The organism is Paractinoplanes bogorensis (assembly GCF_018829635.1).
Taxonomy (GTDB): Bacteria; Actinomycetota; Actinomycetes; order Mycobacteriales; family Micromonosporaceae; genus Actinoplanes; species Actinoplanes bogorensis.
In genome coordinates this window covers 418,355-430,775 of the sequence record NZ_JAHKKG010000006.1, presented here as the reverse complement: position 1 = coordinate 430,775, position 12,421 = coordinate 418,355, and the positions used below count along the sequence as shown (strand labels likewise).

Annotated in this window: 10 protein-coding genes; 6 read left to right on the top strand and 4 right to left on the bottom strand. The window is 71.9% G+C overall.

What is annotated here, in order from left to right; translation table 11 throughout:
- Positions 1-9: 9 nt before the first annotated feature.
- The 6 genes from KOI35_RS21090 to KOI35_RS21065 all read left to right on the top strand — a co-directional run bounded on the left by KOI35_RS21090 (position 10) and on the right by KOI35_RS21065 (position 9,137).
- Positions 10-2,337 carry a zinc ribbon domain-containing protein gene (locus KOI35_RS21090; protein ID WP_215789211.1) on the top strand — a complete coding sequence of 776 codons (2,328 nt, stop codon included), beginning with the start codon at positions 10-12 and terminating at the stop codon, positions 2,335-2,337.
- A gap of 78 nt (positions 2,338-2,415) precedes the next feature.
- Positions 2,416-5,475 carry a putative bifunctional diguanylate cyclase/phosphodiesterase gene (locus KOI35_RS21085; RefSeq protein WP_215789210.1) on the top strand — a complete coding sequence of 1,020 codons (3,060 nt, stop codon included), beginning with the start codon at positions 2,416-2,418 and terminating at the stop codon, positions 5,473-5,475.
- A 26-nt stretch (positions 5,476-5,501) separates the two neighbouring features.
- Positions 5,502-6,755, top strand: coding sequence for an aminotransferase class I/II-fold pyridoxal phosphate-dependent enzyme (locus tag KOI35_RS21080; RefSeq protein ID WP_215789209.1), 1,254 nt, complete (start codon positions 5,502-5,504; stop codon positions 6,753-6,755).
- On the top strand, positions 6,752-8,152 hold the full coding sequence (locus tag KOI35_RS21075; RefSeq protein ID WP_215789208.1) for an MFS transporter: 1,401 nt from the start codon (positions 6,752-6,754) through the stop codon (positions 8,150-8,152). The genes KOI35_RS21080 and KOI35_RS21075 overlap by 4 nt, the downstream gene beginning before the upstream one ends.
- On the top strand, positions 8,149-8,541 hold the full coding sequence (locus tag KOI35_RS21070; RefSeq protein WP_215789207.1) for a nuclear transport factor 2 family protein: 393 nt from the start codon (positions 8,149-8,151) through the stop codon (positions 8,539-8,541). Before KOI35_RS21075 ends, KOI35_RS21070 begins: the two co-directional genes overlap by 4 nt.
- Before the next feature lie 104 nt (positions 8,542-8,645).
- A complete protein-coding gene (locus tag KOI35_RS21065; RefSeq protein ID WP_215789206.1) occupies positions 8,646-9,137 on the top strand; it encodes a DUF3253 domain-containing protein in 492 nt (163 codons plus the stop codon).
- Here KOI35_RS21065 and KOI35_RS21060 read toward each other — a convergent pair.
- From KOI35_RS21060 to KOI35_RS21045, 4 genes are all read right to left on the bottom strand, one after another.
- Positions 9,134-10,114, bottom strand: a complete 981-nt coding sequence (locus KOI35_RS21060; protein ID WP_215789205.1) for a zinc-binding dehydrogenase — start codon at positions 10,112-10,114, stop codon at positions 9,134-9,136. The two genes, KOI35_RS21065 and KOI35_RS21060, sit on opposite strands and share 4 nt — an antisense overlap.
- Before the next feature lie 73 nt (positions 10,115-10,187).
- Positions 10,188-11,189 (bottom strand): sigma-70 family RNA polymerase sigma factor, encoded by a 1,002-nt coding sequence (locus KOI35_RS21055; RefSeq protein WP_215789204.1) that lies wholly within the window; start codon positions 11,187-11,189, stop codon positions 10,188-10,190.
- 12 nt (positions 11,190-11,201) lie between these two features.
- On the bottom strand, positions 11,202-11,705 hold the full coding sequence (locus KOI35_RS21050; protein ID WP_215789203.1) for a hypothetical protein: 504 nt from the start codon (positions 11,703-11,705) through the stop codon (positions 11,202-11,204).
- A 159-nt stretch (positions 11,706-11,864) separates the two neighbouring features.
- Positions 11,865-12,392, bottom strand: coding sequence for a hypothetical protein (locus KOI35_RS21045; RefSeq protein WP_215789202.1), 528 nt, complete (start codon positions 12,390-12,392; stop codon positions 11,865-11,867).
- Positions 12,393-12,421: the final 29 nt, after the last annotated feature.

Below are 12,421 nucleotides of genomic sequence, written 5' to 3'. Positions count from 1 at the left end.
ATCGGTGCCATGACGTACCCCTGCCCGCACTGCGGCACCCCGGCTTCCGAGGAGTCCGGCTGCCCCTCCTGCGGCCGCCCGGCCGACCCGGACGCGATCGAGGTGATCCGGGCCGACGCCGAGATCAGCGAGTTGAAGCAGCGGATCGACAACACCCGGCAGGTGCTGGCGGGGCTGGAAGCCACGTTCACCCAGGTGTGGCTCCGTCGCCAGGCCGCGGCGTCCCGGGTCCAGGCCAAACTGACCGCCCAGCCCGTGCCACCTCAAAAGCCGGAAAAAACGGAGGTGGGCAGCAAGTTCGTGCAGAACGCGCTGTTCCTGCTCGGCGGGCTGCTACTCGGGGTCGCGGCGATCGTGTTCACCGCGGTGGCCTGGGCCCAGTTCGGGGTCGGCGGGCGGGCTGTCGTGCTGGGCGCGTTCACCGTGGCCGCGCTGGCCGTGCCGTTCGTCGCGTTGCGCCGCAACCTGACCGCGACGGCCGAGACGTTCGCCGCGGTCGGGTTGTTGCTGATCCTGCTCGACGGGTACGCCGCCTGGTACGTCAACCTGTTCGGCGTGGCCGACGGTTCCGGCTGGGGTTACGCCGGGGCCGTCTTCGCGGTGACCGCTGCCGTGGCCGCCGGATACGAGCACGTCACCGGGCTGGCCGGTCCGCGGTTCGCCGCCCTGATCATCGCGCAGCCGGTGATCCCGCTGCTCGTGGCGGCGGCGCAGCCGGGAGCGAACGGCTGGGCGTTCACGTTCGCCGGCGTGGTCGCGCTGAACGTCGTGGTGCTGTCGCTGCGGCGGGGCGGGATCGGCATCGTCGCGTCGGTCGCGGGTGGGCTGGCCGCGTTGACGGCCACGGGGTTCGCGCTCGGCGGGCTCTTCCTGACGGGCGATCCGGGCGATGCGGCGTACGCGGGAATCGGTTTGATCGTCACCGCCGCGGTCGTGCTGGCCGGCGCTTTCGTGTCGAAGCTGCGGATCGCCCGGGAGATCACGGGTGGCCTGCTGGTGGCCGCGGTGGCCGTCGCCTTCGGACGCGTCACCGTGCTGCTCTGGCCCGGCCAGCCGCTGCCCAAGGTGGCGGCGGTGGTGCTGGCGGTCGCCGTGGTGGCGCGGTTCGCCGGGCGCGGCGCTCGCATCGGTGCGCTGGTCGTCGTGGCCGCGCCCGCCCTCTACGCCGCCGGCTGGACGATGACCGAGGCCGGTCGCACGCTTTTCGTCGCCCACTTCGCCGAGATCTTCGACCGGGCCGGCTGGGAGCTGCCGATCGCGCTGGCCCTGTTCGGCGCCGCGCTGACCGTGCTGCTCCCCGGAGCCGTCCGCTGGTCCGCCGCGCTTGTCACGGCGGCCCTGATCGCCCTCACCGGCCTGCATCTGACCTGGTGGTACGCCCCAGTTCTGGACCTGGCGGTGGTCGCCGCGGCCCTGGCCCTGCTGGTGCGCGCGGTCCGCGGAACCACCGTGACGTCGGTGATCGTGGCCGTCTCGCTCGGCGTGCACGCGGTTGCGGTCGGGCTGGCCCGCCCCGGGGTGGCCGCGGCCGTGTTCGCCGCCGTCGCCGTCCTCGGCTGCGTCACCGCCCGGCTCTCCCGCGGCCAGCTCCGGACGGCGAGCCTGCTCATCGGCCTGCTCGCCGTGCCCGCCGCCGCCTGGTCGGGCACCGAGGCGCTCACCCCGAACGAGCTGATCCAGATGTTCGCCGTCCTGGCCGTCTCCGCCGTGATCCTGGTGACCACCAGGAGCATCGCCGCGCATGCCGGTGCCGTGCTGGCGCTGGTCCTGGTCATCGACAGTGCCGAACGGTCAGCCATCGTGTTCGCGCTGTGGGGCCTGGTGCTCGGCGTACGGGCGAGGCACAAGGGCTATCTGCTGGCCGCCGCGACCGCCGAGGTGACCGCCGGACTCCTGATCCTGGCCGCCAACGGTGTCACCACCCTCGAGGCCTACACCGTCCCCGCGGCCGCCGTCGCCCTGCTGGCCGGTCTGCTGTTCGGGCGCGGGGTCTCGAGCTGGGCCGCGTACGGTCCCGCCCTGGCCGCCGCCCTGCTCCCCAGCCTGGCCTCGGTGCTCGCCGCCGACGGTCAGCACCTGCGCCGCCTGCTGCTCGGTGCGGCGTGTGTGGCCGTCGTGGCGGCCGGCGCCCTGGCCCGGCTGCGGGCGCCCGTGCTGCTCGGGGGCGGCGTCCTGGTCGTCCTGGCCCTGCACGAGCTGGCCCAGCTGTGGGATCTGATCCCCCGCTGGATCCCGCTCGCCGCGGCCGGCCTGGCCCTGGTGCTGATCGCCACCACGCTCGAACGCCGCCGCCGTGACCTGCACCGGTTTCGCACCGCGATTCAGCGGATGAGCTGACGCCGACTTCTCAACAACGCACGACGTGCGCCGATCTGGGGGCTCGAACGGTCCGCCCCCGCACAGATCGGAGCACGCATGTCGGCCTCACGCATCCAGGCGTGCTTCGGCGCGTGGATCGTCGCCCTGACGACGGTCTTCTATCTCCTGCCGCAGTACAGCATGTACACCTGGGCCACGATCGGCCTGTCCGCGGCGGCAATGGTGCTGGTCGGCATCCGGTTGCACCAGCCGTCACGGCGGCTGCCCTGGTACCTGCTGTCGGCCGTGGTCGCCAGCTTCACGCTCGGCGACACGACCTACAACGTGCTCACCGACTTCCTCGGCATCGCCAACCCGTTCCCGTCGGTGGCCGACGTGTTCTACCTGATCGTCTACCCGATGCTGGCCGGCGCGCTGCTGATCTTCATCCGGGCCCGTTCCGGTACGGACAACCGCGCCGCCCTGCTCGACGCTCTGGTGCCGACGGCCGGTCTGGGCCTGCTCTCGTACGTCTTCCTGATCTCCCCGTACGTGCACGACACCGACCTGACGTTCCTCGAGAAGGCCGTCTCGACCAGCTACCCGCTCGGCGACGTGCTGGCCCTGGCCATGTTCGCCCGCCTGCTCACCGCGGGCGGCCGCAAGCCGGTCGCGCTGACCGTGCTGGTCGTGGGTGTCTCCAGCCTGCTGGTCACCGACGTCGTCTACGGCCTGCGGCAGCTCGCCGGCACCTGGCATGTGGGCGGCCCGGTCGACGCCGGCTGGGTGCTCTTCTACACCGCCATCGCCATGTCGGCGCTGCACCCGTCGATGCGCGACCTGACCTTCACCGAACGCGTCACGCAGACCATGGCCGGCGGCCGCCGCCTCGCCATGATGTCGATCGCCGCCCTGATCGCCCCGGCCGTGCTCTTCATCGAGGACCTGGGCGGCGAGGTCAAGGACGCGCCGATGATCGCCACCGCGTCCGGCGTCATGTTCCTGCTCGTGATGGCCCGCGTCTCCGGCCTCATGCAGTCGCAGCGCGAGACCGCGGCCCGCGAGAAGGCGCTGCGCCTGACCGGGGCCGACCTGGTCGCCGCGAGCAGCGTGTCCCAGGCCGGCAGCGCCCTGCAGAAGGCCGTGGCCGAGATCGTGCCGGCCGGCGAGGACCATCGTTTCTTCATGCGCGGCGTCGACGCCGACCCGGGCACCCCGACCGGCACGATGCACACCGGCCTGGTCTGGGTGGCCGACCTGCCGGCCGCCGTCCGGACCGAGCTCGGCGCCTTCGAGTGGGCGCTGCGTGGCGAGTCGATCGCGGCCGGCCGCACCGACGACAGCGTCCCCCGCCGCCACCAGGTCTACCTGGCCGGCTCGGACGAGCTGCTGGCCTCGCTCGAGCCGTCCTTCGAGGCGCTGATGGCCCAGGGCACGATGGCCGTCGAGCGGATCAACCTGACCGACGAGGTGAACCGGCGCAGCAGCGAGGACTACTTCCGCGCGCTGATCCAGAGCGCCTCCGACGTGATCCTGATCGTCGGCGACGACGAGACGATCCGGTACGCCAGCCCGTCCGCGCTGCCCGTGTTCGGCCGGACCGACCTGGTCGGCATGCCGGTGTCGCGCCTCATCGCCGGCACCGACCACGCCGACCTGGCCCACCTGCTCGACCAGGTGCGCGGCGGCCGCGGCACGCGGGACGGCGTCGACCTGACCGCCATCTCCGGCGACGACCTGCTGCTGCAGGTCGAGGTGTCGGCCCGCGACCTGCGCGACGACCCGGCCGTGGACGGCCTGGTGGTCACGATCCGCGACGTCACCGAGCGGCGCCGGCTCGAGAGCGACCTGGCCCACCAGGCGTTCCACGACGCGCTGACCGGCCTGGCCAACCGCGCGCTGTTCCAGAACCGGCTCGAGCACGCGGCCACGTACGCGGCCGAGCGCCGGCACGAGGTGGCCGTCCTGTTCGTCGACCTCGACGACTTCAAAGAGGTCAACGACAGTCTCGGCCACGCCGCGGGCGACCAGTTGCTGACCACCGTGGGCCGGCGCATCACCGAGTCGGTCGGACCGACCAGCACCGTGGCCCGTACCGGCGGTGACGAGTTCGCCGTGCTCATCGACCACGTCGGCGGTGACGGCGAGGCCGAGCGCGTCGCCGAGCTGATCGTGGCCGTGCTGGCCCAGCCGATCGAGGTCACCGACGCCACCGGCGCCACCCACCTGGTCAACGGCGCCGCCAGCGTCGGCCTGGCCACCAGCGCCGAGGCGTCCGGCATCAGCGAGCTGCTGCGCCGGGCCGACGTGGCGATGTACGGCGCCAAGACCGAGGGCAAGAACACCTGGCAGCGGTACCAGGACCAGATGCACGAGGCGATGCTGCGCCGGCTCGAGATGCGCTCCGCGCTGAACGAGGCGGTGGCCGGCGACCAGATGCGCCTGCGGTTCCAGCCCATCGTCGACCTGCCGACCGGCGAGGTGGCCGGGCTCGAGGCCCTGGTGCGCTGGCAGCACCCGGCCCGCGGCCTGCTCGGACCGAACGAGTTCATCGAGCTCTCCGAGGAGAACGGCTCGGTCGTGGCGATCGGCGGCTGGGTGCTGCGCGAGGCGCTGCGCACCTTCGCCGACTGGCGGCGGACCGAGGCCGGCAGCGGCATGCGGTACGTCAGCGTCAACGTCTCGGCCCGTCAGTTCCGTACGCCCGGCTTCGTCGACGAGGTCCGCACGGTGCTGGCCGAGACGGCCGCGCAACCCGAGTGGCTGCTGCTGGAGGTGACCGAGAGCCTGGTGCTGCACGACGCCGACCAGGTCTGGCGTGACCTGCGCGAGCTGCGGGCGATGGGCGTCCGGATCGCCATCGACGACTTCGGCACCGGTTACTCCTCGCTCAGCTACCTGAGCCAGATGCCGGTCGACGTCCTGAAGATCGACAAATCGTTCATCGACGACATCCTCGACAGCCGGCAGCAGATGGCCCTCGTCGAGACCATCGTCAACCTCGCTCGCACCCTCGAGCTGTCCGTGGTCGCCGAGGGCATCGAGCTCGACGGTCACCGGGTCGCCTTAACCGAAATGGGATGCAGTTATGGCCAGGGATACCTGTTCTCGAAGCCCATAACGACCGATGAGTTCCAGCAGTACCTGCTCACCAAAAGCCCGACAGTCTCCCGCTAGGTCCCACCCCTCCCGAAAGGTCTTCCATGAACAACGCTGGTAACGGTCTCGAGTTCGTCAAGCGCGACGGACGCTGGGCCGACCTGGAGCGCCTGCGCAGCGGCAACCCGATGTACGACGCCACGATCGAGGAGATCAAGGGCCGTCGCATCCGGGTGGGCGACCACTGGCTGGCCGACTTCGCGTCCTGCAACTACCTCGGCTTCGACCTGGAGCCCGAGATCATGGACGCGATCGCCCCCGAGGTCGCCCGGTGGGGCACCCACCCGAGCTGGTCCCGCCTGCTCGGCAACCCCGCGCTCTACCCCCAGATCGAGGAGAAGCTGACCGCTCTGCTCGACGCCCCCGACACCCTGGTGCTCCCGACCATCACGCACATCCACATGTCGGTGCTGCCGATCCTGGCCGGCAAGGGCATGATCTTCCTCGACTCGCAGGCCCACAAGACGATCTACGACGGCAGCATGGTCGCCCGTGGTCTCGGCGCGACGGTCCAGCGCTTCCGGGCCAACGACCACGAGCACCTGCGCGAGCTGCTCGCCGCGGCCCCGGGCGGGATCTCGAAGATCGTGGCGATGGACGGCGTCAACAGCATGACCGGCAACGCGCCCGACCTGAAGGCGTTCGCCGCGGTCGCCCGCGAGTTCGGCGCGCTGCTCTACGTCGACGACGCCCACGGCTTCGGCGTGATCGGCGAGCGGGGCAACAACGAGAAGTCCCCGTACGGCCTCAAGGGCAACGCGATCGTCAAGTACTCGGGCGAGACGTACGACAACGTCGTGCTCGTCGGCGGCTTCTCCAAGTCGTACTCGTCGCTGCTCGCCTTCCTGGCCCTGCCGACCTGGCTCAAGAACCACCTCAAGGTCTCGGCCGCGCCGTACCTGTACTCCGGCCCGGCCCCGACCGCGTCGCTGGCCACGGTCAACGCCGGCCTCGACCTCAACGAGAAGCGCGGCGACGACATCCGCGCCGACCTCTACCGCAAGACCATGCTGACCCTCGACCACGTGCGGAACCTGGGCGTCTACACCCCGAACACCGGCACCACCCCGGTGATCGAGCTGCCGCTGGCCGAGGGCGAGGACATCGACGCCGTGGGCAAGCTGCTCTGGGACCGCGGCATCTACGTCACGCTGGCCGCGTACCCGCTGGTGCCGCGCGACCAGGTCGGCTTCCGGGCCCAGATCACCGCGGCCAACAGCGACGAGGAGATCCACGAGCTGAACGCCGTCATCACCGAGCTCAACGCAGCCGGCAAGCTGCGCCGCGTCGAGCAGTGATCTTCCGCGGTCCACTGGCGCCGCTCCGGCACCGCCAGTTCCGGCTCCTGTGGACCGGGATGAGTGCCTCGCTGGTGGGCGACGGGGTCCTCCTCGTCGCCCTCGCGTGGCAGGTCTACGACCTGTTCGGGACGCCCGCCGCCATGTCGGCGGTGGGCGTCGCCCTCTCCCTGCCGCAGGTCGCGACGCTGTTGTTCGGCGGCGTGATCAGCGACCGGCTCGACCCGCGCAAGGTCATGCTCTTCTCCGACCTGCTGCGGCTGGCGGTGATGGCGATCCTGGCCATGCTCAGCCTGACCGGGCAGCTGACCTCGCTGTGGCAGATTCTGGCTCTGACGGCGGTCTACGGCGCGGCGGCCGGGTTCTTCGGCCCGGCTTTCGACGCCACCGTGCCCAAGCTGGTGCCGGCCGAGGACCTGGTGGCGGCCAACTCGCTCGACCAGTTCGTCCGCCCGGCCGGCGCCCAGATCTTCGGTCCCATGCTGGCCGGCGCGGTCATCGCGATCGGCGGGTCGGGCTGGGCGTTCGCGGTCGACGCGGCCACCTTCGCGCTGTCGGTCGGCTGTCTGCTCCTGATGCGCCAGCTCCCCCTGGGCGCCGAGGACGCGGACGACGAGCCGGCCGAGTCGATCTGGCAGGAGATGCGGTCGGGCATCCGCTTCGTACGCAGTCACGTGTGGTTGTGGGGCACGTTCCTCTCGGCCACGTTCACCTACCTGCTCTTCGTGGGTCCGACCGAGGTTCTTCTCCCGTACGTGGTCAAGCACGAGCTCGGCCTCAACGCGTCGGCCCTCAGCCTGATCCTCACCTCGGGCGGCATCGGGGCGATCGCGGCGGCCATGACCGTCGGCTGGATCGGCATCCCGAAGCGGTTCATGTCCTACACGTACGGCGTCTGGGCCGTGGCCACCCTGGCGGTGGCCGGCTACGGCGCGGCCAGCCAGACGTGGCAGCTCGCCGCGGCCTGCGTGCTGGTCAACGGCCTGGAGGCGGCCGGAACGGTGGCCTGGGCGACGACCAAGCAGCGGTTCGTCCCCGAACACATGCTCGGCCGGGTCTCCAGCGTCGACTGGTTCGTCTCGACCGCACTGCTCCCCCTGTCCTACGCGCTGGCCGCGCCGATCGCCCACTGGATCGGCGTCCGCCCGACCCTGATCGGCGCGGGCGTGCTGGGCGCGGTGGTCACGATCGGATTCCTGTTCCTGCCCGGCATGCGCCGCTTGGAGGAGAACGCCATGTACGAACCCCGCCACATGTCCCAGGACTCGGTGTCCGACACTCCGGCCGACTACGAGCCGCGGCACCTGGTCTACATCGAGCACCCGGCTCCCGCCCCGGTTCCGTCGGCTACGCCGGCTCCGCCCGTGCCGGCTGACCGTGAGGTGGTTCCGGCGTGAGCGGCGGCCCGGCGCAGGCCGTGCACGACCTGAGCGAGGCGTTCGCGGCCCGCGACCTCAACGCGGCGCTGGCCTGCTTCGCCCCCGGCGACGACATCGGTTACGCCGGCTCGGAGCTGACCGAGACGGCCACCGGCCGCGCCGCCCTGACCGCCCTGCTCGGCGACGTCTTCCTGCGGCCCGAGGCGTACGCGTGGAAGGCGAGCGACGTCACGGTCCACGTCGACGGCACGCGGGCGTACGTCTTCGCCGAGGCGGTCGGTTCTGCCCGCCCCGACGGCGGCACCGGCATCGAAGAGAACTTCCCCTACCGGGTGTCCGGCCTGGTGGAGCAGATCGAGGGCCGCTGGCTCTGGCGTCACTGCCAGGGAAGCGAGCCCTCGGCCTGAGGCCCACCCGGGAATTGGGGATCGGGGGAACGGCCGGCCGGCGGGGTGACCCACCGGCCGGCCGTCGCGCGATTACCCACCGCCCGGACGGGAATGAAGAGCCCATGAGCTCGGGCGACCACACGACGACGGCCGACGGCCGCTACATCGTCGTGTCCGGCCGGCGCTGGCGGGCCACCGACCCGGCCATCCCGGAAAAGCTGCGCCAGGAGCTCGTCGACGAGCTGATGGCCGCCCGCCGCCTGGTCCGCACCGACCCGGCGACAGCCCGCCCGCGGGTGCAGGACGCCAAGGTCGCGCTGGGCGAACGAGGCGACCCCTGGTGGGAGCCGACCCCCGACGGCCGCCGCGAACGCCTGGCCGCCGCCATGCGCGCCTTGCTGCGGCACCGCGCCCCCGAGGCCACGATCTGCCCGAGCGACGCCGCCCGGACAGCCGGTGGCGAGTCGTGGCGCACCCTGATGGACACCGCGCGCGAGGTGGCCGCCGACCTGTCCCGCGCCGGCGTGATCACCGTCCGCCAGAAGGGCGCCGACGTGGACGTGACCACCGCCAAAGGCCCCGTACGCCTGGCCCGCGGCCCCGACTGGATCTAAGGCATCAGCGCCAGCCGGCCGACGGTGGAGCGTGCCTGCAGTTCGGTCAGTACTTTCGGGCCGTCGGCCAGCGCGTGGACCGTGGGGCGGCCCGGGCCGAGGACGCCCGCCGCGATCAGGGCGAACATCTCGGCCAGCACGTCGCCGAAGACGCCGGGGGCGGACCGGATCAGGGTGCCGATGTTCAGGCCGATCAGGTGGAGCTGATGCCGGTAGACCAGGTCCCAGTTGGTGATGGTGGCCTCGCCGCCGGCCAGTCCGTAGACGACGACGCGGCCGGTGACGCGCCTGGTCGCGGCCAGGGCGGCCGCCATCGCCGGGCCGCCGGCTGATTCCAGGACGAGGTCGACGCCGGTGCCGCCGGTCAGCCGCATCACGTCGCCGGTGAGGCCGGCGGGGCGGGAGTCGACGACGTGGTCGGCGCCCAGGCCGCGCAGCAGGTCGTGTTTGCCGGGCGAGGCGGCCGCGATCACCGTCGCGCCGTAGTGCTTGGCCATCGCGAGCGCGGCCTGACCGGTGCCGCCCGCCGCGGCCTGGATCAGCACGGTCTGACCGGCCTCGACACGGCCCAGCGGCTTGAGGGCGGCCAGTGCGGTCGGCACGCTGACCAGCAGGCCCAGCGCCTGCTCGTCGGCCCAGCCGGCCGGCACCGGGAGCACCGCGGCCGCGGGCACGGCCATGAACTCGGCGAAGGCGCCACCCGCGATGTCGACGCCGGCCACGTGCGCGCCGAGGTCCACGCCGGTGACTCCGGCGCCGGCCGACACGACCTCGCCGGCCGCTTCGATCCCGGCGATGTACGGAGGCCGCGGGCCGCCGGCGAACACCCCGGTGGCCTGCTGGATGTCGACGAAGTTGACCCCGGCCGCGGTCACCCGGATCACGACCTCGCCCGGACCGGCGACCGGCTCCGGCGAGTCGGTGATCAGATGCAGGTCACGCGGACCGTTCCAGGTCGTCTGCTGCAGTGCACGCATATGGTTCTCCCAGGTTCGAAGGGCTGACACCCAGGAAGACCCGCCGGCACCGCCCGAGGAATCGGCGCCACGATCACGAATGACGCGGCTCGGGCGGGAACCCGAACGCGGCCACCAGCCCCGGTTCACCGAACGAGGTGATCCGCTGGATCCCGCCGTCGATGATCGTGAGCACGCAGATTCCGTACGGGAAAAGGAACCCCCGCTCATCTCGCGTGTAAACGGCCGCCGCGGGCTGTCCGTTGGCGCTCGTGGCCAGCAGCCGCCAGTCGCCCGGCTTGCCCAGCAGGTGATCGCGCAGGAACGGCACGCAGACCCGGCGGCCGGAGAACCAGGTACGCAGCGGTGTCGCCTCCAGGGTGGCGTCCGAGCGGAGGAGCCGTTCCAGCGCGGTGGCGTCGGCCGCCTCGAACGCGGCGATGTACTGGTCGAGCAGCTCACGAGCGCCCGGCGCGGCCGGCTCGGCGATGTCGCCCGCGGTCAGCCCCAGCTCGGCCATCCGGGCGCGGGCCCGCTGCAGCGCGCTCTTGACCGACGCCGTCGTCATGCCGAGCATGGTGGCCACGTCGGCGGCCGGGAAAGCCAGCACGTCCCGCAGCAGCAACACGGCCCGCTGCCGCGGCGGAAGGTGCTGCCAGCCGGCCACCAGCGCCAGCCGTACGGACGCCCGCGCCGCCACGACGGACGCCGGATCGGCCGCATCCGGCACCACCAGCGCATCCGGCACCGGCTGCAACCAGTGCACCCCGGTCCCGCCCGGCGCCAGGGACGCGTCGGGATCCAGTTCCGGGCCGCCGAGACCGGACGGCAGTATTCGACGGCTCGGCCGCCCCAGCTCGGTCAGGCAGCGGTTGGTCGCGATCTGGTGCAGCCACGTCCGTACGGAAGAACGCCCCTCGAACCCGCCGTAGGACCGCCAGGCCCGCAGATATGTCTCCTGGACCACGTCCTCCGCGTCCTGGATGGAGCCGAGCATGCGGTAGCAGTGCGCGAACAGCTCCCGCCGGTACGGTTCGGTGGCCGCGACGAAGTCGTCGTCGATGCCTTCGGCCGCCACCACGAGGCCATTGTGCATCGCGCGGTGCGGCTAGGTGGTCTTCGGGATGAGCCTGGGCCGGCGGGGGTGGCGGGCGGGACCGGGGGTGTCGGTGGTGGTCACGCCGGGGTTTCGGGCGATCCACTCCTGGGCTACGTCGACGGGGACGTCGGGGATGTGGACCTCGCCGGAGCGGGTTCGGTAGGGGCGCTGGGACGGGGTCAAGCCGCTGGCCCATCGGGGGACCAGCAGGGTGTTGACGGCGGCGAACACGGCGGCGGCCAAGCCTGCTGCCGCGTCCAGGTGCATGGCCAGGAACGCGACACCCACCAGGAGCGCGGCAGTGGTCCAGGGCTCTACGTGTTGAAGCAGGCGGACGGACCTTGCGGTGCGCCTGTCCAGCGGTAGCCAGAGGGACGGTTCCAGCGGGAAGCGCCAGCGGGCCGCCGGGACCTCGACCCAGGCCGGGGCGGTGGTGCCGTCGGTCACGGCCCGGGGCGGCGGGTTCAGCCGGCTGACCAGTCCGGCCGGCACCACAAGTTCTGTCCGTCGCACGTCGCCGTCTCCCGCCCTCGCAAAGAGCTACACCGTAGCCTACTCAGCCCGGTTCGAAACCAGCTGTGAGCTGCAGAAACAGGCAACTCCAGGGGCAGGTGAGGAGCGCGGTGCCGGAGGGTCCAACGGGGCCGGCGGCCGTGCGAGGCCTGCGCAGACTCAGCGGCCGCCCAGGCCGACGTGGGTGGCGTGACTGGGCGACAACGTCATGGGGCCGACCCAGTTCCGGACGACGGCGGCGATCTGGGCTCGCTCGGGCTGTGCGGGGTGGACGTCATTGCCGGCCGACCAGTTGTCGAGCAGGCCGCGGGTGGTCTCCAGCGCGGTTGTCACCATGGTGTGGGCCTTGGCCCGGTCGTCCCAGGTGTACCAGAGCGCCCAGCCGTCCGACCGCTCGCGAACCCCGAGGACGGCACATCCGCGGGTGTAGTTCGCCCGTTGCCCGTCGGTCTCACCGGGCTGGATGATCGCGGCGCCCCCGAGGTGGAGGACCTGTGGGTGGTCCGAGTCGCAGCCGTCGCCGGGGAAGTGGTGATGCCGTAGCTTGCGCGCCAGCTCGTTGACTGCGCGCTGCAGCGGGGTCGCCTCAGAGGGATCCACCTGATGGCTCAACCAGCCCTCGTCACCGGCCGCGCCGACGACGTCCTTGGCGAGCAGCTCGATCTGGCGCAGATAGTCGTCCGGCACCCGGACAGTTTGCCTCGGCGCCGGCTGTC

Excerpts from the sequence above, each read along its gene's own strand:
- KOI35_RS21060 (WP_215789205.1), bottom strand. The coding sequence starts at position 10,114 with ATGCGTGCACTGCAGCAGACGACCTGGAACGGTCCGCGTGACCTGCAT.
- KOI35_RS21085 (WP_215789210.1), top strand. The coding sequence starts at position 2,416 with ATGTCGGCCTCACGCATCCAGGCGTGCTTCGGCGCGTGGATCGTCGCC.
- KOI35_RS21065 (WP_215789206.1), top strand. The coding sequence starts at position 8,646 with ATGAGCTCGGGCGACCACACGACGACGGCCGACGGCCGCTACATCGTC.
- KOI35_RS21055 (WP_215789204.1), bottom strand. The coding sequence starts at position 11,189 with ATGCACAATGGCCTCGTGGTGGCGGCCGAAGGCATCGACGACGACTTC.
- KOI35_RS21090 (WP_215789211.1), top strand. The coding sequence starts at position 10 with ATGACGTACCCCTGCCCGCACTGCGGCACCCCGGCTTCCGAGGAGTCC.
- KOI35_RS21080 (WP_215789209.1), top strand. The coding sequence starts at position 5,502 with ATGAACAACGCTGGTAACGGTCTCGAGTTCGTCAAGCGCGACGGACGC.